Origin of the sequence: Clostridium sp. (genome assembly GCF_018372875.1) — a bacterium.
In the GTDB taxonomy this organism is placed as follows: domain Bacteria; phylum Bacillota; class Clostridia; order Clostridiales; family Clostridiaceae; genus Clostridium.
This window is the reverse complement of record NZ_JAHAIF010000003.1, coordinates 25,647-48,014: the sequence shown is the minus strand read 5'-3', so window position 1 is coordinate 48,014 and position 22,368 is coordinate 25,647. Positions and strand designations below refer to the sequence as shown.

The window sequence follows — 22,368 nt, the reverse complement described above, 5'->3', positions numbered from 1 at the left end:
GAGTTAATTAGACAAGCTAAAAAGGTGATAGAAGTACACCTCTATCACCTTTAAATTAATTAAATATATTCTTTATATTATACTTGATAGAATCAAAGATTCCACCCTTCTTAACATCTCTATCACAATAAATCTTAACTTCTCCTACCTTTTCTTCTCCAAGGTATACTTCACATTTACCTACTATATCGCCTGCTTTATATTCATCCTTAGTTTCGTCCATAACGACCTTCTTAACTAATTCACCGCTATTTCCCTTTGGTACTACAACTTCTAAATCATCCTTAGCCTTAGCCATAAAGAATCTATCAGTTTGTTTACCCATTTGTACCTTATCTACATCTTCATCCTTAGATACAAGTTTCTTCCCTTCATATTTAGAGAATCCATAATTCATTAATATTCCTGCATCTCTATTTCTAATTTTATATGTAGGTGCTCCCATAATTACAGCTAACATTCTTACTCCACTTCTTTTTGCAGTGGCTGAAATACAATACTTAGCTTCATTAGTAAATCCAGTTTTTAATCCATCACAGCCTTCAAAAAATCTTACAAGCTTATTATGGTTAACTAATTCAATTGGAGATTTTCTTCCTTCAGAGATTGTTTCCATATAAGTTCCTGAATATTTTAATATAGTTGGATGTTTTAATAATTCACGAGACATTAATGCTATATCTCTTGCTGTTGAAAGATGCCCTTCACATGGAAGTCCATTACAATTTTTAAATGTAGTATTTTTCATACCTAATTCTTGGCATCTTTTGTTCATCATGTTTACAAAATCTTCTTCAGTGCCACCTAAGTATTCAGCTAAAGCTACAGCAGCATCATTACCAGATGCTATTGCTACACCTTTTAATAACTCTTCTACTGTTCTAACTTCTCCTGTATCAAGTAACATTGTGCTTCCGCCCATTTTCTTTGCATTTTCGCTACATGTTACCTTATCATCTAATTTAATTTTGCCACTATCTACAGCCTCCATAGTTAATAGCATAGTCATTATTTTTGTTACAGAAGCTGGAGCAAACTTTTCATCTATGTTGTTTTCATATAGAATTTTTCCTGAAATAGGTTCCATAAGTAAATATGATTTTGCTTCTATACTATTTACTCCTCCACCTTTTGACTCTTCTTCCTTAGCACTTGTTAATATTCCTGCAGGTAATAATAAAATAGATAGTATAATCATTAATGATAAAGAGATTTGTTTAATTATTTTCTTACTCATTTATCTTCCTCCCTTCAAGAATATTGTTTCCAAGTAATAAAAAAATATCACACTTTGTCGAATTATATAAATTCAAACAAAAAAACTGTCTACACAGGTGATTTTAATCATCTATGAGACAGCTATTTATTATTAACGTATTATATCATATATTAATGGAATCTTTTCTTCATATTCATCAGAAATTTGGATATCCCTAAGTATCTTCTCAACAGCTTTATGTCCTTTATTTTCATCGTTAGCATATATTCTAGCTAAGATGTCTCCTTCAGATACCTTTTCTCCTCTTTTCTTACATAAAACAATCCCTACAGCTAAATCTATAACACTTTCCTTTGTTGCTCTTCCTGCACCTAACTCCATTGCTGTTAAGCCCATTTCTTCAGCATGAATTTTTGAAATTGTTCCAGACTTATTAGCTTTAACTTCTATAATATATTTAGCCTTAGGTAAAATATCTGTATTATCAACGCAAGCTGGATCTCCACCTTGTGCCTTAACAAATTCCTTTAGCTTTTCTAAAGCTTTACCATTTTTAATATTTTCTAAAAGAAGTTGCTTTCCTTCTTCAAAGCTTTGAACTTTATTAGCTAAAATAAGCATATTACTTCCTAAAGTTAATGCTAGTTCAAGCAAGTCTTTAGGACCATTTCCTTTTAATGTATCAATAGCTTCCTTTATTTCTAATGCATTACCAATAGCATATCCTAATGGTTGATCCATATCTGAAATTACTGCTATTGTATTTCTTCCTACATTTTTACCTATAGAAACCATTTCTTCTGCTAAAGCCTTTGCATCCTCTGGAGTTTTCATAAATGCTCCATCTCCAACCTTAACATCAAGAACTATTCCATCTGCACCTGAAGCTATTTTTTTGCTCATTATACTTGATGCTATAAGAGGCATGTTATCAACTGTAGCAGTTACATCTCTTAAAGCATATAGTTTCTTATCAGCAGGTGCTAAATTAGCTGTTTGGCCAATTACTGCTATTCCTATATCATTTACATTTTCCATGAACTTTTCTTCTGAAAGCTCTACAGAAAACCCTTTAAATGATTCAAGTTTATCAATTGTTCCACCTGTATGACCAAGTCCTCTACCGCTCATTTTTGCAACTGGCACTCCACATGAAGCTACCATAGGTGCTAAAAGTATAGTAGTAGTATCACCAACTCCGCCTGTTGAATGCTTATCAACTTTAATTCCTTGGATTTTATCTAGGTTTAAAGTTTCTCCAGAGTGAACCATAGACATTGTAAAGTCTGCTGTTTCTCTCTTACTCATACTATTAAAGAAAATTGACATAAGCAAGGCTGATGCTTGATAATCAGGTATTTCTCCCTTTGTAAATCCTTGAATGAAAAAGTCTATCTCTTCCTTAGATAGTTCTTCTCCTCTTCTTTTTTTCAATATGACATCGTACATTCTCATATGCCACAGTCCTCCTATCTCTAGATAATCTCACTTATAAAGGATTTACCTTCTAAGTTATTATCTATTCCTAAGTAATGCAAAATACTTTTTCCTATATCAGTGAAGGAATCTCTTATTCCTAATTCAGTTCCACCCTTAACTTTTTTACCATATACAAGTATTGGTATGTACTCTCTAGAATGATCTGTACTTTCTGTTGTAGGGTCACACCCATGGTCAGCTGTAATAATTAAAATATCTTCATCTCTTAGCTTTGAATATATTTCATTAAGTCTGCCATCAAAATCCTCTATGGCTTTTCCATATCCTTTTGGATCATTTCTGTGACCATAAAGCATATCAAAATCCACTAAATTTGTGAATATTAACCCATTATCAATCTTATCCATGTATTCTAGAGTCTTATCAACTCCATCCATGTTATTTTTTATGTGAACAGCCTCTGTAACGCCTTTTCCATTATATATATCTTCTATTTTTCCAACAGCTGCTACACTCATCCCATTTTCTTTTATATATTCTAAAGCTGTCTTACCAAATGGATCTAAAGCGTAATCTCTTCTGTTTGAAGTTCTTTTAAATGATCCAACTTCTCCAACAAAAGGTCTAGCAATTACTCTACCAACAACATCTTCTCCAACTAACATTTCTCTTGCTATTTCACACATTTTATAAAGGTTATCTAACCCAATAACCTCTTCATGTGCAGCTATTTGGAATACACTATCAGCTGAGGTATATATTATTGGATATCCTGTCTTTACATGTTCTTCTCCTAGCTCTTCGATAATTGCAGTTCCAGAGGCGACCTTATTACCTAAAATCCCATCTATCTTTGCTTTTTCCTTAAACTCATTTATTATTTTATCTGAGAAACCATCAGGATAAGTATTTAGAGGCTTATCAAGAATTACTCCTCCAATTTCCCAATGTCCTGTTACTGTATCTTTACCAATTGATTTCTCACTACCCTTTCCAAAGGCACCAATAACACTTTCTTCCTTTCCTAACGCCTTAACACCCTCAATATTACCAAGACCTAACTTCTTTAAGTTTGGTATATTAAGTCCGTTGCAAGCTTCAAAAGTATGGTCTAAAGTATGACTTCCTTTATCTCCATACATTTGGGCATCAGGCATCTCTCCTACTCCAACACTATCTAAAACTATAAGTACTACTCTTTTCATAAGTAAAACTCCTTTCTATTCTATACTTATCTTTTGTAAATTTTATAAAATTATTATGCTCTAGGATGAGTATTACGATAGATTAAATTAATTTTATCACTATTTATTATTTCATAATAGGTATCCATATAAGTTAACACTTGATTTCCAAGTAACTTTTGCACTGCCCTAACATTAGCTCCATTTTGAAGTAAGTGCACTGCAAAGGAATGTCTAAATGTATTAAGATTAACATCCTTATCAATTCCTGCTCTATGGGAATACTCTTTTACTATTCTCCATATGCCTTGTCTTGTTAACTTTTGGCCATTAAGATTTACAAAAAGATTTGTTACTCCTGCATCTGCAACTTGATCTCTTATTGCAAGATATTCTTCAATTGCCCTACAAGCACTTCTTCCTATAGGAATAAGCCTTTCAAAATGCTTATTATCTATACATTTTACAAATGATAAATCTAAATTTACATCTTCAACATTTACAGATATCAATTCTGATACCTTCATCCCTGTTGCATACATTAATTCTAAAAGTGCATTATCTCTAATTCCCTTTGGGCCATCTTTATCAACAGACCTTATTATTTTATCTACTTCCTCAACAGTTAAAATTTGTGGTAATTTCTTTGTGGTTCTACTGCTCTTATAACTTATCTTTGGAATATCATTAACTAGTGACCTACTTTTTAAATAGCCATAAAAGCTTCTCAAACTTATAACTATTCTATTAATAGAACGCTCAGATTTACCTTGGTTTAAGAGATGTTGTATATAACCCATTATTGCTACATTATCTGAGGTATACAGATTCATTTCTTTATTTTCTAGGTACTTAGAATAAAGATTTACATCAGTTACATAAGCATATACAGTGTTCTCACTTTTATCATTTTGTAACAAATAATCTTTATAATTATTTATAATTTCTATCATTGCTCTCTCCTACACCATTATTTATATTATATATTCGACAAATTAATCTTTTTCCCTTCATTTATCTTCCTATGTTTCTTTCTTTTTATAAATAGAATTTAGTAACCACAAATTTAACTATGCTTGGACATACATAAGTTTCAAGAATAACCCCTAAAACAAATAATCCTAATAAAACAATAAGATAACTTCCTATACCATTTAGATTAATATTTACAGGAATAGACTTCTTTGAAAACTTTTCTCTTAATTTTTCTGTAGACATTGATAATGCAAATACACTTAAAGCAATATAACATGGAATATAGATTAAATTTTGTGGAATTGTAGCAGCTAAAGCTAGTCCAATTCCTCTTCCTTCAAAAGTTGTAAGTAGAAAACCAAAAGTGTATCCTAAGGTGAATCCTTTTATTAAATCTAATATTAATATTATAGGTGTTCCAAAGAATGTAAAACCTAGAACTATTATTGGTATTATTAATATAAAGTTCTTTTTAACTATATCAAACAATAATACCCCATAATCTACAGGTCTTTCACCTATACCATTAACAAAGACAGTAAAGTAACTTGCTAAATCATTTTTATCTCCTTCGTTCATATACTTTACTAAATAAACTCCTATTACAATTCCTACACAAAAGAACAATAGAACTAATAAATAGTAAATCTTGTTTTCTCTAAAAGTTTCATTAATTTTTTCCATAGCACCCTTCATCTCTTACTCCTCCTAAAGTATATATACCTTATAATATGATTAGAAAAGTAAATTTATGCATAAGACCTAACCATAAATATGTAAATATAATAACTATTAAAGGAAGCTTTTGCCCCAATATTTTCTTGTAGAATCACCAAGAGAATAATTTATAAATATTAGTATTTTAGTAATTATGGTACTCTTAATAATACACTTATTAAAATTTTATAATTTCCTAAAGAATACAAAAACAGGTTAGCGTAAAAATTAAATTTACACTAACCTGTTTACTATTCACATTGAAGCATATACTGACATAAACAATTAATTGATTTTGTATCTATTATTTCTCCCTTTTTAACCATTTCTTTCATTTCTTCAATTGAGACCTTAATGATTTCTGTAAACTCATCTTCATCTCCACCTTTAACTCCTTCATATATTCCAGTTGCAAGATATAAATGAATTATTTCATCACAAAAGCCTGGTACTGTACATATCTTTCCTAAGTATTTAAATTCCTTTGCTTTATATCCTGTCTCTTCTTCTAGTTCTCTTTTTGCACATACAATAGGTTCTTCACCTTTTTCTAGCTTTCCAGCTGGCACTTCAATAATTACTTTATTTAATGCTGTTCTAAACTGTTTTACTAGAATTATTTCCCCATTATCAGTTAAAGGTAAAATTGCAGATGCTCCTGGATGTCTAATAACATCTCTACTAGCTAGGTTTCCATCAGGTAACTCAACATCTATATTAGCCACTTTTAAAAAGTTTCCTGTATATCTTTCTTCTTCTTTTAAAATCTTTTCTGAAATATCCATTTTATCTTCTCCTTTTCTAATATAGTTTCTTATTTCTATTATACTTAATTATATGTTAGCTATCCAGCTTTCTAAATATAAAGAGTAGCCATAATTCCTACGGCTACCCTTTTACATTAAGCTTTTCTCTTTTTGAAATTATATATTAAGATAACTCCACCTGAAAGTACTATTAACACAATAAAAATATTTTTTAATAAATTATCATTTGTTTCTACTTCATTAGATGATGCATCTTCCTTATTGTTTGAATCATTATTTTCTAAAGACTCATTAGACTCTTCATTATTATCAGTAGAGCTATTCTCATTATCCTGATTATAATCATTGTCTTTATTTTCTTCATCTTGTCCTAGATTATTATCAGTACCTGGATTTTGTCCGTCTTGGCCTAAATTATTATCATTATCTGGTTTTTCTCCATTTTGACCTGAATTATTGTCATTATCCGGATTTTGTCCATCTTGACCTAAATTATTATCATTATCTGGTTTTTCTCCATCTTGTCCTGAGTTATTATCATTATCTGGTACATCAACTTTCTTAATGAATTTAAACTCTTCATTACTGTTTGATGGTAAATTATCCATTTCACCTTCTTTATTTTTATCAGAATAGATAAATTTAAATTTACCCTTACCATTTATATTATAGTTAGTATCCATTTCCCCTTTAACCTTAATAGATGCTACTTTAAGATTACTGTATTCAACTAAGTTTTTGCTTGAAGTAACATAGATATCCACTACGTTCTCTACACTATCATACTTATAATTCTTAACTACACTTTTATCATTTAAAGTATCACTCCATGTTAAAGTATCAAGAGTTACATCTCCTTCTATCTTTAAACTAAGGCTAAAAGATTTAACTTCATAATTTATTTTATCAAGGGATATCTCTACAGTATTTGCTTTTTCTTCTACTCTTTTTATGTTTGTTTCCACTAATGCAGAAATTGTTTTATATGGCATAACTATCATCATAGCAGCCAACATAAAAAGTCCAACTACCTTTTTTATGTTTTTCATAGTATCCTCCTATATAAAGCTTTATTTATCTCATGTTTTCTGGAATTATTCCACCTTCAAATTTTATTTCAGGTAATACCTCAGGTATATTTACATATAAAGTATCACTTACTAATCTTTGACCTTCTAGAGTTTCAGCATCATTTACTCTATATAATTCAGCTCTTATTTCCTTTGGCAATGTATTTAGCTTATCTGGAGTTAAGTAGAATATCCATGTTCCACTACTTATTTCTCCAAGGTGTCCATTTTCAGGTACTTCTGCAAGAAGAATTTGTTCACCTTCAATTACATTATCTTTCTTATCTCTTAAAAGAACTGCATTAAATGCTGGGTTTCCTCTATATTCTCCTGTAAATATAATTGATCCCTTTGGAATAATATCTCCTTCATTCTTTCCATAAATAAAGTCTTCAGAAAGGGTACCTACACCAGATTCCTTTAAATCAACATTATCTCCAGGAGGTGCAATAATATCAAGTTCTGCCATTGATATTCCACTAGCCTTTGGAGCAACAATTTTTACGTATGATGCTTCATGTGACCATAATTGTTTACCACCTGTAGAACCTTCTTCATTAAAGTATACAGTTTCTGAATTCTTATCTACACTTAAATCAAATTTACCACTGTTAGCTAAAGTCCAATTTTCTTTGTCTTTACTTACAAATATTTGATAATTTGAAATTGTATTATTTGATAACGCTCCATCTTCAATACCAGCTGTATATCTTAATCCAACAATATTTTGAACTTCATTTAAATTCACAATTACATATGGATCTTGATTATTAGTTCTATCACCCTTAAATATTGTATCATTACTATTATCTTTAATCTTATTTATAGCTGGGTTATCTACTGGTCCTGTTGTGTTATTTTCGTCATTAACATCTTCACTTGATGACGTATTAGTTTCAACTTCCCATAAGTTTTTAGTTAAACTTCCATCATGTGATACCTTTATTGGATCAAGAGTTAATTTTTCTGTTTTATTTAAATGATAATCATAAGCTACTACTTCATATGTAAATACTCTATTATTAGCTGAAACATAATCAGTAAAGTTAGAATCAGTAGTAAAGCCTATAACTTTTCCATTTCTATAAATTTCATATCCTAATATTTTATCTGAGTCTTTATTAGTTCCAAGTGTTAATTCTACACTCTTTGACTTAGTGCTATCATCATATGATAAGGATGCCTCTACAGTTGTATCCTTTGACATTGACTTAACTCCCGCAAGGATTTGTCTTCTTCCATTGTCATTAAGATATTGAATCTTTCTACCTTCTTTTTCATATCCATTTTCATCCATGTAAGCTATATTTTCTTCTGAAGGAATTATTCCCCATGACTTAAAGAAATCAGTTAAGTCTTTTTGAACTACATCTGATGCATATCTTACAATCTTTTGTTCATAAGATAACTTAGAGTCCTCTGCAGAAGCTTCTCTAGCTCTTTTAGACAATCTTGCATAGAAAGAATCATTAGTTGGATTACTATCTCTATCAGTTATAAGCATTACTGATGTTGGATTTTCATCATATGCTAAATGTAACTGCCAGAACATTCCTAGTTGTGTAAATACATTTCCAGGTAAACCTATTGTTTCAGATGTTACCTTCTCATATATTTCTGTGTACTTATCTGAACTTTCTAATCTTGAAGGTGCCTTATCATCTAATGTTTGTGCAAGCAATGCAATAACATTATTTGTTACCTCTGCTCTACCTAAGCCATTCATTTCAGTTACGTGTCCAATTTCATGGGCAATTCCCCATCCAAATAATGCTCCTGACTCTTTAACAGTTCCATCTTCATTAAATGTATATGGCTTTCCATTAACTAATCCACTTGCTGAATCATATTCAATTCCAACGTGGTGACCTGATGCATACATGAATGCTCCTGCAAACATTCTTTGATATTTTATATTAACTCTACTTCTTGGTTGTAAATGCTTGTTTTCTGATGCATCTAACTTTCCATCATTATTGAAATCAGGATTTGCACTTACACCTCTTTGAGCATACATTAACTCCATTATTTGTTCTAGAGCTTGAAGGCTATCATATAATCTATCAACTTGTTCATCTTCTGTTTTAAGACCTGATGTTATACCATTTAAAATAGCTGAAGCAGGTAAATTTAAAGTAGCCTTAGTTGTTTCTATATCAGTAGTATTTAGGATGCTTGTCTTTTCATCATATTTGTACTTATTCTCTGACTTATTTGCAAAGAACTTTGGATACTCATCCTTCATAGTATCAACATGATCCTTTAAACTTCTTATATATTCTCTGATACTTTCCTTAACTTCCCCTTCTTTACTGCTATCATTTATGTCTCCATAAACATTTAAGTGAGGAATTTCCTTAGCTCCACTTATTCTTATTTTTATTTCTTTATTAGAAGGATTTCCATTTGGATATCTTACATATATACTTCCACCCTTTTCTACATCTAAATTATGTATTGCAGGCACTTGTAGTACATTCTTACCCTTTTTAAGCTTTACTGTATTAATAAACTTTCCACTTTCTCCATAATGTTGAGTAAATGCAAGTTCAGGTAATACATTTCCTTCTGTTCCAACATAAACAACAATTTCTTCCCCAGCTTTTGCTGTGTATCCTAAAGCCTGATAATCATTTGAAAGTCCTAAATTATTACCACTATTGCTTATATTTTGATTTACTGTAAATGTATTTTTACTTATGTTTTCATCATTAAGTATATCTTCTGCAAGTTTAAGCTCATCTAGTATAATAGATTGATTTGGATGATACTCACCACTTACTACATCACTAGTATTAGCTCTTTCTCTTAGTTCATTCACTTTATCTTGTGTTACATTATCATTTAATTCTATTAATAAATCATCCTTAAATAAGTTTCTTACATCATCCTCAATAGAATCATAATGATAGAATTTCATTTCTGAAACTGTTAGTATTCCTCCACCATATACGCTTAAGTTTAATTGAACCTTCTTTGCCTTAATAGCTTCTGGTAATTTCACTACATAATATGGTTTTCCATTACTAACCTTTTTAGTTGCTCTTATATCTTCATTTTCTATTTGATGAACATTTCCTTCTTCATCCCAATATCTAACTACATAATTGTAAAATTCTCTAGTATGCTTATCAAATCTTGGAGAAAACATTATAGTATCCATTGCATATGTATTATCAAATTCAACTATTGGAGCTGATTTACTATATATTGAAGTATCCCAGTCATTATGTAACCATGCAGATGTAAAGTCTCCATCTACTATTGCAAACTTATTTTTATCTGTTACAGGATTACCATCTATTCCACCTCTAGGATATGTTACATCTACAATGTGATTAGTAACCTCTCCTATTTCATTAACTGTATTTAAAAGCTTATAGTTTGGTATTTCTGGAGCTATTAAAGAAAGGGTAGTTCCTGTGTACATTTTTGATTTACCACTTTCACCAAAGCTATTATATGAAGTTAAATAAACCTCATAAGTAACATTATCTTCAAGTCCAGTTAATATAGTAGAAACGCCAGTTATATTAGAAACCTTATTAAAGTTCTCTTCTCCCTTTGCTCTATAGAACAGATTATATCCCTCTGCCCCCTTCATCTTTTTCCAAGATATATTAAGTTGTCTGTATTCACCAACAATATTTATATTTTCTGGAGCATCTGGTGCTTTTTTAGGTGCTGGAGTTGCTTTAACTGTTTTTGACCATTCACCCTTCCATGTTTCACCACTATAACTTCTTACCTTTATTTCATACTCTTCAAAGTTTTCAAGTTCTGATAATTCTATTGAATTCCCTCCAACTTTAGTTAACTTTTCTGATGTATCTTTACCAGTATTAGTTTTATAAGAAACTTCATATCCATCAATATTTACTTGTTCTAACCATTTTAACTTAACTGTTTCATCATCAGTTTCTACTTCTAAAATTGTAGGAGCTGTACTTTCTGCCTTTGGAACTTCTTGATATACATCATTCAAGAATTCAACCTTACCTATTTGAGCAAGATTAGTATTAGTTGGATCTGTAGCATTAACCTTAATAGTAATCTTTTTAACTGCAACTTGTTTTTCTAAATTAATTACTACTTTATCTGATACTGGATTCTCAGTTGATCTAGCAAGTCTTGCATTATTATTTATCTTTTGCTTAATAACTCTACCATCTTCAGTTTCAACTAAAATAGTACCTTCTGTAATTCCTTTAACATCAACAACTACTTCTTCTGCCTTTATTTTAGGAACTTCAATTGAGAATCTTCCAAATACTTTTTCACCATCTTCATCTACTTCTGGAGTTTCGCTTAGTTCAATTGTAATTCCTTCCTCAGAATCCTCAAAAAGATCCTTTATTTCACCATGAATTACACCAACCTTTTCCTCTTCAAGGATTACAACCTCTGATGGATCAATTATTGCAGAAGTATCGTATATACTTTCCTTCTTCTCTTCATTATTATTCATAGCTTCATGAACAATGGCTAGATCTGCAATATCAACTACACCATCTCTGTTTAAATCATATAATAAGTTGCTTGTCCCTATATTCTCTAAAAGGGATTTATAATCTTTCTCTGTAGTAACATTATCACCATCTACGTCTACTACTAAAGAAACCTCTCTATCATTTCCTATATAAATTCTCTTTGAATAATCCTTTATTTCAACTTTTTCTTTTAATACTAAAGGAGCAAAACCTTCTCCATTAATTTCTAAAGTATATGTACCCTTTGGAAGATTGTTAATAACAGCATCGTAATAATACACATCACTATCATTAGCTTCCTCTAAATAATAATCTAATGCTGATGTTTTATAACATATATTTCCAACATACTGTTCTTCAGCATTATTTCCAACAGGAACCTTAAGTACCTCTTGATCTCCTAATTTTAAGCTTAAATTTAATTTAGTATCTTCTGTTTTTCTAAGTTTTAGTGGTACATCAAACTTTAATCTTACTTCTAATGTACCTTGTAAACTGCTATTTATGCTTACATTACTACTTTTTGTTGTGGCATAAACAGATACTGCTTGAGTTGATATAATTTCAGTTGCCATTACAGTAGCAATTAAAATAGCTAAAGCCTTTCTTTTCACTAAATTTTCCTCCAATCGTTATAATTTAAAATAAAAAAATCGTCAAGACGAGCCTGCCGAGTCGTCGATTTTTTTCAGCGCATTCTGGCTTTTGGAAACGTATGTGAGCAAAAGACCAGGCGCATATAATTTTGTTTTTTATTCTTTAGGAAGAAATGAACTAATATATCGCTAAATTGTTGAAGTTATCCACAATTTAATAATATATATAATTTCCTAAAGAATAAAAAAAACTACCCTCTAAAGGATAGTTGCTATATAATTTCATATTTTGTTAAATACTTATTATTATGAAATTAAAGAATATGATTCTTTAGCAACTGGCTAGCATAGTCATTAAACCTTAGCTCCTTTAGCTTTGCGTCTTTAGATTTCCCTAAATTTGCCAATATGTATAGTTTTCACGTATATTTTACTATAAATTTCTTGAATTAGAAATAGTTTTTTAAACTTTTATTAACAAATACTTCTTATTATTTAGGAAAGATTCACTATTCTTACACTAAAATGTGATATTTTGTAAAAAAGAGGCTTAGATTTTATTCTAGGCCTCTTTCCTTGAATTATTATTCAGATACTATTTTACTTCCTAAATACTCTTCTTTATAAAGTGTGCAACCATTCTTTTTAACCTTTATATCCCTATACTTTACTTTTCCACATTCATCTACATAATCAGTAATAAAAATATCATTATTATTTACATAGTATCTATTGTGATAATGATTAATCTTTATATTTTTCTTTTCCCCTTGAATATCTATATAGCAATCCTCTTTTACATCCTCTTTCTTTAATTCTTCATATTTCATATAAATTTCCTTTCTCATATAAATTTAGCTCAAATTAATTCAAAGAATTAAATTGAGCTATATACCTATAGTTATTTAATTTTCATAGAAGAGGAGAAATATCCTCCTCTACAAAATAATCCTTCTGTTTAGTTCCAACAGTCATAATCCTTATCGTTCTTCTCTTCTTTGCAATCACACCAGTAGTTATAACCACAATCTTCATCTTTCTTTTCCCATTCAGATACATCTATATATTTCTTAGATTCTTTTTTACATTCTTTCTTAGGTTCCTTCTTCCATTCTTCACACTTTGACTCATGACACTTAGGTTCTTTCCATTCACATTTCTTTTCTTCAATAGTAGAACATCCTAAATACTTAGTTCCTAAATCTATTGTCTCTACCTTATGATGAACTCTGTTACAATCTTCAACATAATTTTTAACAAAGTGACAATCAGTTACCATAATATCATTGAATCTAGTAAAGTGATTGTTATGGTAATGCTTGTTAACAATAGCTTCCTTTTTGCCACATACTTCATATTCTTTATCATAGCACTTTGTAGTACCCTCTTTTACATTAACTTCACACTTTTCTTCACATTTATTGTTATATTCATAATCTTCTTTGTACATTCTGATATCCTCCAAAAACAAAATTTAATTATAGTTTATATTATGTATAATTCACATAATATGTGATATATTTATTCTAAATTTTTATTTTATTTTTGAAGTTATTATGTACCCTCCTTTATTATCCTTAGATATCTCTATGATTTTGTAATCTTTTGGAATGTCTAAAAAATTATTATGAGAAGATTGATATGAAATTATATATTCATCACATTTATAGAATTTATCTTTTTCATAAAGATGGTAATATTCTTCTAGGGTTAATCTATTATTATAAATAATATTAGAATGAGGCACCCCAACATACCTTATGTGCCATGGTTCATAATTAAAGCCTGTCTTACTCTTTTCTAAAAAAGGATACCTTATTATAAAACCATATTTGTAAGCATTACTATTAACCCACTTACCTACTTGTGACTTTATAAAGTTCTTCTGTGCTAATGTATGTACATATAAATCTAAAGCCAGTCCTGTCTCATGCTCACTATAACCAACCTTTGCTGCAAGAGAACTATCCTCCTTATATAAATCTTCTTGTTCGCTTTTATCTCTATACGTAGACATAATTAAAAGCTTGTCTTCCGTATACTCTTTTGAAGCCTTAAATAAGGATTCTAATGGCTCTACCACTTCTCTATTTACAAAAAGATCTGTATCTCTAAATTCTACCAAATTCAAATTATTGTTATAATCTAGCTTATTATCATTATTTACAAGCCACATATTGTTGGTATACTTTATATTATTATATTTTCCTTCCTCTATATCTGATATATCTACCTTCTGTGTTACAATATCAAGTTCTTCTAGTGTAATACTTTGTCTTTTATCAAATAAAGTCATAATTCCATATTTAATATCAGGTCTTTTTATAGCTGTATAAGCTATCATAATAATTATTATTGCTAGCGTAATTAATATTATATATTTAATTTTTTTCATATAAACCTCCAACAAATTAAGTACTATTTAAATTTATCAATAAGTTCTTATTATTAATTTATGGAAACTTATATTAATCTTAGCAATATCTTAGGATTTTCTTAAAATTTTTAGTTAAAAAAGACACCTTCTAATCAGTTTTTAACAACTGATTAGTTGATGTCTTTATTAATCATATAAATTTATATTTATTGCTACTAAATTATAAAGATTATTTCACTTTAAAACTTGTCATAGCGCAATTAAGATACTTTATTCTTTAATCTTAATTTATCAGCTATAATTGCTATAAATTCCGAATTGGTAGGTTTTCTTGTATAAGTCAACACTATTCAAAGATAGTATTCAAGCCATTTGTTAAAATATTACAACATGTATTTTCTTCTAAATTGATAGGTTTAGACAAAAAATATTTATTGGTGTAATAGTATACTTTTATTTACATTTTGTCAATACTTATAATATTTAACTTGCTCTTTTTCTAACTGGTCTATAAAGTCTTTTTCCTCTATCTCCTCTAATGTATCTCATTTCTAATGTTTCTCTTTTTATACCAGTAATATCACTCAATTCAGTCAATGTAACACGCTTACCTTCATAATCTATATAAATAGTACAAGACTTGTTGTTTGCTTGTATGTTATTATCTACCCATCTGCAATTCTGAGGTGAATAGTTACCATTTACATCAATTCTATCAATACTTAGAATATCATTATACCCATTATCATATGCCCAGTTATGAAAGTTCAAATAGCTATTTCTCCATTCATCACATACTTTTATACCCCTATCACCATAATTATAATAATCTTTATTATTTGGATTATAGCAACGTTGCTTCATCATAACCCATCTTCCATATAACTTAGTCTTTTTAGCTAATCCATGTTTATTTTTAATATTCATAAACCTAGTTCCTCCTAAAAACTTTCTTTTTGATATTATCCGTATAAACATCTTCTATGTGTAAAGCAAATCATCAATGAAATCCAAGTTTTAATTAGGTGAATACTAGGTAAACACTTGCTTTAAAGGCTCTCTGTTGATTTTTAAATTTCTAGAAATTCTTTGCTTTAGTATTTATACTTTTTTAAGTTATTCAAGTTTAAAAATTTATATAATTGCACAAAAAAAGATAGTCATTGACTATCTTAAGCTATCTCGTTCTTCAGTTGCATCTATAACATTTATAATGTCATGACTTGGTATATTTTCACTTAGTTTTAAATAAGATATTATCTCAGGCTTTCCCCATCTCTTGATATCATATACTAATACTGTCATAGATTGTCTTATGAGCCATGCTTTAACATAACATTCCCTATCTTCTTCTATTTCATCTTCATCTTCATTATTTAAAATTAGTGTGAACCATGCTAACTTTTCATGTGGATATTTATATTCAACTATATAACATTGTCTATTCTCCATCTTCCACTCTTCTTCAAGAGTTCTATATCTTAACATTATACCAAGATTATAAAAAAACTCAGGTCTATTAGCTACATCCCCTCCATATTCTAATGGTGCTTCATCACAAGCAAATCCATTAACTTCACAATCCTTATACAACTTATTATAAACATAATTTTTATTATCTTTGTGACCACTTGTATCATCTACTATAAGTAATTTCTTATCTCTAAAGTAGAGCAATTTATTTTCAACATCAATTCTTATATCTCTTTTAAGTAAAAAATTTCTTAATGGTGTATCTTGTGTCAATGCTTCTTGAAGATTCAATAATCCTTTTTCTTTTATCGAATATCCATTGTCACTTCCAGTAGTTACATGAATAGATTTAATCTCAATATTATCAATAGATAGCTTGTCTATATCTATATCAAATTCCTCAATAAGTTCTTCATAAAATTTATCATAATCTATAATATCTTCATTAGCTCTTGTAAACATAAATCTGAATAATTCTCTTTTTCCTATGTTTAAGAATTTACTTAATGACTTCATTGCATTTTCTGCATCAGTCATATCGTATAACCACTTCTCTTTCATTGTATCACCCCTAAAAAATTACTAATCCAATTATAACATAATATGGTAAAAAATAAGGGATATATAACATTTTAGTCATATATCCCTCAATGATTAATAAGCTAATCCACTTAACCTATTAGTTCTCTTGTTTAGATTACTAATTTCTTTTTCCATAAATCTTGCAGTTCCCTTTGCTATGGCTCTACCATCTAAATTAATAGTATTATCTACAACTGTAGTTCTCTCTGCTACTAAAGCTTCCAACATCTTGGTTAAAATTCTATTTTGAGTATTCATAGAAGCTAATAATTCTTTTGTTGAATCATCTTCTACTTTATTACTTTTTCTACTAATAAAATCATTAACTTCACCAGCTCTTGGAGTTCTAGAATTATAATATTGACCACTTAAAGCCATATTATTAAATTCTTGAACCCCTGAAGTATCTATGCTAACTCCTAGGTCTAAACTCTTACTTTTAAATGGATTAAACTTACTTAAGAATCCACCAACCTTACCTCCTACTTTACCAATCCATCCAAATAAAGTTTCAAACTTATCAATTACCCATTGAATAGGTTTAAGCACAAAATTCATAGCTCCCTCAATACAACTCTTAAAAGTATCCATATGTGGTTTTACTTTCTCCAGTACCCATCCAACAACTTCTACAATTGCATCCCATACTGGTTTTAAGACATTATCCCACACACTTTTAATACCTTCAAAAACAGTACCACAAGTTTTTAATAGTGAAGATATTATAGGTCTTAGAGCATTAATTACACCTTCAATAATCACTTTAATAATATCCCATAATGGTTTACCAACATTATCCCAAAATCTTTTCATTGAATCCATTACTGAATTGAATACTTCTGCAATTTGTGGTGCATATTGCTTAAACCACTCAACAACCATTCCCACAACTTCAACAATAAATTCGAAAACTGGTGCTCCTACTGACTCCCAAATAGTTTTTAATACATCACATACAATTTGAAATGCAGTTGAAATTCCAGGCATTATATCAGCTATGAACTGTATAACAACTTGTATGAACTCACCTAGAGCCATAAATAGTGGTTGAATAATATTAGTATAAGCTTCTTGCATACTTTGCCATACACCCATAAAGGCATCTTTCATAGGTGCTAAATTTTCATCAAAAGAAGTTTTTAAATTTCCTAATGCTTCTTTAATCCCTTCAAAATTAGACTTTACTGCTTCTACTAATAATACTATTGCTCCTATAACTCCTAAGATAACTCCTATAACTGGCAATATTGAAGCAGTAAAGAAAGCTCCTAATCCTCCAGCAGTTGCAATAGCAGTTGATAATGCTCCAAAAGCTCCCACAATAGAACCTATTGAAGAAATTAATATTCCTAGTACCACAATGATAGGTGGTATTATCATAGCAATTACTGAAAACATAACAACTGTTTTCTTTGTCTTTTCATCCATCTTTCCTAACTTAGTTACAAAGTCAGTAAATTTAGATAGTAATGGTTCTAAAATAGGTAGTAATACTTCACCAAATATTTTAGATAAGTTTTTAAGTGTTGCTTGTAATCTTCTTATACTATTTGCCCATCCATCATTAGTTTTTTCAAAATCTCCTGAAGCAATATTAGTTTTCTCTAAGAAATATTGAACCCCCATTAAAGACTTCTCTTCTTGGTCAAGTTCCTTCCAAACCTTACCTATGCTACTAGCATAATCTTCTAATATTCCAACATTCATCAGAACACCATAGTTATCTGCAACTGCATAGTTTCCTTTTAAAATACTTTGAATATCTTCTTGAACCTTGTCTTGATTGGCATTGAAGAATGAAGTTAAATCCGAACTTCTTTTAACTAATGTATCGGTTAGTTTTGATAATTCTTCTTTTGAAATTTTAGTATTTCCTTGAAGCATTGCTCCAAATGAACTCATTGATTTATAATAAGCTTCCTCACTTAAACCATGAGAATTAACTAGTTCTTCATTATAACCTACTAATTTCTTTGTAGCTTCACCATAGATTGATTCAAGTACATTTAAACTTTCTCCTATATTAGAAAAAGATTCTACACCAGCACTTGCTACACCTAATAATGGTGCAGTTACTCCAATCATTAACTTAGTACCAAAACCTTTAAGTTTATCTCCTACTGAAGTAAGTTGACTTCCTACATTTGAAAGTTTCTCTCCAACTTTATCAAAGCTCATAGTTTTTAATGATTGTTCTGTATCTTCAATTTCTGATTTAAGCTTTCTCATATCAGATTCAGTATTGTTAAGTTGAGTACCCAAGTTAACTAATTTATTATCTGCTGATATAACTGCTTTTTCTTTGGATTGTAAACTTTTTTCAGCTTCTTTAAGCTCTTTTGATAAAGCCTTTACTTCCTTAGAATTTTCACCATAAGTCTTTTTAGCTTGTTCTAATTTTGAGTTTAAATCAGCTACTTTTTGCTTTTGATTTTCATAAGCTTGGTTACTTGTTTTTAATACTTCTTCTGCTTCTTTTATTTGCTTCTTAAGTATTTCTACTTTTTGAGCTTGAGCCTTTAATTGGTCACCTAAAGCACTAATCTTAGCTTTTGCTCCATCAGTAGTCTTTTCAAAGTCCTTTATACCAGCTCCAGCTTTATCAAACTCACTTTTTGTATTTTTGATATTAACATTTAGAGCCTTTAATTGACTTTCTGCCGAACCAGCATTAACTCCAATTCTGACTTGCAAAGTACGTTCTGCCATAATATCTCTATCTCCTTTCTTAAAATAAAAAAATAAGGGAAAAAAGCTTCAATCAAGAAACCTTTTTCCCTCTCTTTATATTTAATCTAAAACAGTAAACACTTGGCTATTTTCTGCCCTTTTATTACTGTTTGTTTCTTTATTTTCAACTCTATCTCTAGCATCAGTATTATTAACTTTCATATGAATATTAATCTGCTTCATAATATGTTTTAGACTAGAACTATAAAATTGCTCTTCTGTCCATCCCAACATTGTTGTTGCAATATAATATAAATAATCTAAATCAATATCATCTTTGCTAGAATTATCTACTTTTTTTCAGTTTCATTTGTTGCTTCAGGCATATTTAATCCTAGCACCTCAACTAATACTGGAGTAAACATTTCAATTACTGCTAGTGGATTATATTGCTCAAAGAATTTAGCTCCTACTGGATTACTCTTTTCACTCTTTCTAACAATAGAACCTAATAGCTTTATAATAACTTCTTCATCCATTTCTCCTACTTTTTGAATATCTTGTAAGAATGAAGATTTATTTTCTTTTTTATAGTGAGCAACTGTCTTTATATCTACTGTTGCTATATAATCTTCCTCACCTATTTCTAATTCTAAAACAACCTTATTTAAGTTAAAACTTGCCATATTTTTATCTCCTTTAATCTAACTATTCAAATTTAAAATAAAGAACCACCCAATAAGAGTGATTCTTTTAATGTTTATTTATTTACTTTTTAATACCACTGGAGCTGGTGAAAAAGTTCCATTAGGTAGTAATACACCAGTGAAGAATTTGTCAAATGCTTCTTTGAATTGTGTATCAGTTCCATCAGGAATATGATTAGCATCCATTACTATATCAAACTTTCCATCAATTGCTCTTGGCTTTGCCTTACCTACTAATTTAATTGTCTTTTCTTCTACTGAATCTGTTTTAGTAGTTGCTTCACTTTCTGATTTAGTTAAAATTACCTCATATAAACATCTTCTTATTGGTTTCTCTAGTGTAGACATCTCATATAAAAATGAAACTGTAGCTTGTGTATCTGAAGTTCCAGTTACCATTGCTCCATTTGAAGTTATTTCTTTACCAGTTAAAAGTGATTCTATCTCAGGTGTTAAGTAAGCCATTTCAACTTCTATTGACATTGCACTTAAAGCATTTTGATATACATCTAAAACATCATCGCTATAAAAAGCTACTTCTGAACTTTCGTTTGTAGTCTTAACTGACTTAGCTCCAACTAGTTTTATTGGTGCTTCATATTGACCATTAGAACCTAGTTTTGCAATATGGATATTTTTTAATCCAACTACTCTATTAGCCATAATTTTTTACCTCGCTTTATATATTTTTTTGTACATAATAAAAAGTGAAGGCTTGTTGAATAGTAGCTAACTCTTTACTCTTATGAGCTGGAGCTATGTACTCTAATCCAAAACCTTCACTTTTCATTGATTGTTTTATTAAATTTTTATATTTATTTAACCCTGATTCACAATATAGATTTACATAGATTGTATATTTTTCTACATCTGCTTCATCATCTGAGTATGACTCATTTGCTTCTGAATACTTATAAACTATACAATTCTTTATTGTTTCAGGTCGCTCTAGTGCATACACTGGCAATCCAGTAACTTCTAAAGCTCTTATTAATTTTTCTTCCATAAGTATCACCTTATTTCAATATCTTATCTAATTCTTCTAAGACATTCTTTTCTAAACTACCTAATACAACTTCTTCACTTGCTTTGGTTGCTTCATCCATCCAGCCAGTATGTGGAGTGATTCTTTTGCCATTCTTATAATGTTCATATCCATAATGATGAAAATATAAGTGTTTTGTCGCTTCCCAATTGGTCTTATCAATACCAATTCCACCCCATATAGAACCTGATTTATATCTCTTAATTTTACCAACTCTAAGCTTTTCAGCTCCATTTGTAGAACCATCTTTTGCCTTAGGTGCTTTATCTTGTACTATCTTCAATCCTTCTTTAAGTGAGTTCTTAAATGCAGTAGTATTAATTTTCTTTCCTACATCACCTAATGAATCTATTGTCTTTTGAATATCTTCCCATCCATCAAACTCTAAACTCATTATTCAACAAGCTCCATTTTGATTTCATAGTATCTATTCATTTCTTCAATATTGTTTACATAAGTAATATTAAACTTTTGACCATTGAACAATACAACATCATTTTGCTTTATAGGCTTATTTCTTACTACTCTAAAATGAACTCTCTTTTCTTGTTTATAGACATTGCCATCACCAACTCTAAGCTCACTACCTCTTACATTTGTAACCTTAGCTTTAGTTATAAATAACTCTTCCAACTTCTCTGCTGGTATATTGTCTTCATCTTTACCAATAGTAGGTCTTAATATTGTTATCTTATGCCTGAACTCTCCAGCACTCATTGAAAACATATCAAGTACCTCCTAATGAAGATAGTTCTTACAATACATATCTAATATACTTGTAAGCATAGTGTTTCGTTTATTTTGTAGTGATTGTTGTCCTCTATTATCATATAAATCACTTACTATTAAGAATAAAGCAATTTTTAAGCTTTCTTTCTTTTCAACCATTTCTTCTTCAGTTAATCCAGTATAATCTTTTATATACTGCTTTCCAGCAAACACTAATGAGTTTAGTAAAGTATCATCAGAATTATCATAGATATTTAAAAATTCTTTGAGTTCGTTTAAGTCAATCTCAAACTTTTCAATAGTAGCCTTAGTATCATTCATAACCTA

The 22,368-nt window shown here is 29.7% G+C and carries 20 protein-coding genes and 1 riboswitch; all 20 genes read right to left on the bottom strand.

The features are described 5' to 3' along the window. Positions 1-55: 55 nt before the first annotated feature. The 20 genes from KIB46_RS01955 to KIB46_RS01860 all read right to left on the bottom strand — a co-directional run bounded on the left by KIB46_RS01955 (position 56) and on the right by KIB46_RS01860 (position 22,362). Positions 56-1,237 carry a D-alanyl-D-alanine carboxypeptidase family protein gene (locus KIB46_RS01955; RefSeq protein WP_291670431.1) on the bottom strand — a complete coding sequence of 394 codons (1,182 nt, stop codon included), beginning with the start codon at positions 1,235-1,237 and terminating at the stop codon, positions 56-58. Positions 1,238-1,369: 132 nt separating this feature from the next. After that, positions 1,370-2,674, bottom strand: a complete 1,305-nt coding sequence (locus KIB46_RS01950; protein WP_291670429.1) for a pyrimidine-nucleoside phosphorylase — start codon at positions 2,672-2,674, stop codon at positions 1,370-1,372. Positions 2,675-2,694: 20 nt separating this feature from the next. Then, the gene (locus tag KIB46_RS01945; RefSeq protein ID WP_156561245.1) at positions 2,695-3,864 is read right to left on the bottom strand and encodes a phosphopentomutase; all 1,170 of its coding nucleotides are present in this window, start codon (positions 3,862-3,864) and stop codon (positions 2,695-2,697) included. A 53-nt stretch (positions 3,865-3,917) separates the two neighbouring features. Next, positions 3,918-4,796, bottom strand: a complete 879-nt coding sequence (locus tag KIB46_RS01940; RefSeq protein WP_156561244.1) for a tyrosine-type recombinase/integrase — start codon at positions 4,794-4,796, stop codon at positions 3,918-3,920. Between the two features lie 85 nt (positions 4,797-4,881). Continuing rightward, positions 4,882-5,514, bottom strand: a complete 633-nt coding sequence (spoIIM, locus tag KIB46_RS01935) for a stage II sporulation protein M (RefSeq protein ID WP_156561243.1) — start codon at positions 5,512-5,514, stop codon at positions 4,882-4,884. Between the two features lie 272 nt (positions 5,515-5,786). Next, positions 5,787-6,320, bottom strand: a complete 534-nt coding sequence (locus KIB46_RS01930) for an NUDIX hydrolase (RefSeq protein ID WP_291670423.1) — start codon at positions 6,318-6,320, stop codon at positions 5,787-5,789. Positions 6,321-6,436: 116 nt separating this feature from the next. Next, positions 6,437-7,351 carry a hypothetical protein gene (locus tag KIB46_RS01925; RefSeq protein WP_291670421.1) on the bottom strand — a complete coding sequence of 305 codons (915 nt, stop codon included), beginning with the start codon at positions 7,349-7,351 and terminating at the stop codon, positions 6,437-6,439. 25 nt (positions 7,352-7,376) lie between these two features. Then, positions 7,377-12,476 (bottom strand): M60 family metallopeptidase, encoded by a 5,100-nt coding sequence (locus KIB46_RS01920; protein WP_291670419.1) that lies wholly within the window; start codon positions 12,474-12,476, stop codon positions 7,377-7,379. A gap of 312 nt (positions 12,477-12,788) precedes the next feature. Then, positions 12,789-12,873, bottom strand: a riboswitch (cyclic di-GMP riboswitch). 169 nt (positions 12,874-13,042) lie between these two features. After that, on the bottom strand, positions 13,043-13,288 hold the full coding sequence (locus tag KIB46_RS01915) for a hypothetical protein (RefSeq protein ID WP_291670417.1): 246 nt from the start codon (positions 13,286-13,288) through the stop codon (positions 13,043-13,045). 128 nt (positions 13,289-13,416) lie between these two features. Beyond that, a complete protein-coding gene (locus tag KIB46_RS01910) occupies positions 13,417-13,908 on the bottom strand; it encodes a hypothetical protein (RefSeq protein ID WP_156561238.1) in 492 nt (163 codons plus the stop codon). Positions 13,909-13,992: 84 nt separating this feature from the next. Next, entirely contained in the window at positions 13,993-14,853 is an 861-nt protein-coding gene (locus KIB46_RS01905; protein WP_291670414.1) for a M15 family metallopeptidase, read from the bottom strand. Between the two features lie 465 nt (positions 14,854-15,318). Beyond that, complete coding sequence (locus KIB46_RS01900; RefSeq protein ID WP_291670412.1) at positions 15,319-15,762, bottom strand: hypothetical protein; 444 nt, start codon at positions 15,760-15,762, stop codon at positions 15,319-15,321. A gap of 240 nt (positions 15,763-16,002) precedes the next feature. Beyond that, the gene (locus KIB46_RS01895; RefSeq protein ID WP_291670410.1) at positions 16,003-16,869 is read right to left on the bottom strand and encodes a hypothetical protein; all 867 of its coding nucleotides are present in this window, start codon (positions 16,867-16,869) and stop codon (positions 16,003-16,005) included. 93 nt (positions 16,870-16,962) lie between these two features. After that, complete coding sequence (locus tag KIB46_RS01890; protein ID WP_291670409.1) at positions 16,963-19,599, bottom strand: hypothetical protein; 2,637 nt, start codon at positions 19,597-19,599, stop codon at positions 16,963-16,965. 311 nt (positions 19,600-19,910) lie between these two features. Further along, positions 19,911-20,246 carry a hypothetical protein gene (locus tag KIB46_RS01885; protein ID WP_291670407.1) on the bottom strand — a complete coding sequence of 112 codons (336 nt, stop codon included), beginning with the start codon at positions 20,244-20,246 and terminating at the stop codon, positions 19,911-19,913. A gap of 78 nt (positions 20,247-20,324) precedes the next feature. Beyond that, positions 20,325-20,930: a major tail protein gene (locus tag KIB46_RS01880; protein WP_291670405.1), complete on the bottom strand. Its 606-nt coding sequence runs from the start codon at positions 20,928-20,930 to the stop codon at positions 20,325-20,327. Between the two features lie 16 nt (positions 20,931-20,946). Next, positions 20,947-21,273, bottom strand: coding sequence for a hypothetical protein (locus KIB46_RS01875; protein ID WP_291670403.1), 327 nt, complete (start codon positions 21,271-21,273; stop codon positions 20,947-20,949). Between the two features lie 10 nt (positions 21,274-21,283). Then, positions 21,284-21,706, bottom strand: coding sequence for a hypothetical protein (locus KIB46_RS01870; protein WP_291670402.1), 423 nt, complete (start codon positions 21,704-21,706; stop codon positions 21,284-21,286). Continuing rightward, positions 21,706-22,038: a phage head closure protein gene (locus KIB46_RS01865; protein ID WP_291670399.1), complete on the bottom strand. Its 333-nt coding sequence runs from the start codon at positions 22,036-22,038 to the stop codon at positions 21,706-21,708. The genes KIB46_RS01870 and KIB46_RS01865 overlap by 1 nt, the downstream gene beginning before the upstream one ends. Positions 22,039-22,050: 12 nt before the next feature. After that, positions 22,051-22,362 (bottom strand): head-tail connector protein, encoded by a 312-nt coding sequence (locus KIB46_RS01860; protein WP_291670398.1) that lies wholly within the window; start codon positions 22,360-22,362, stop codon positions 22,051-22,053. Positions 22,363-22,368 lie beyond the last annotated feature (6 nt).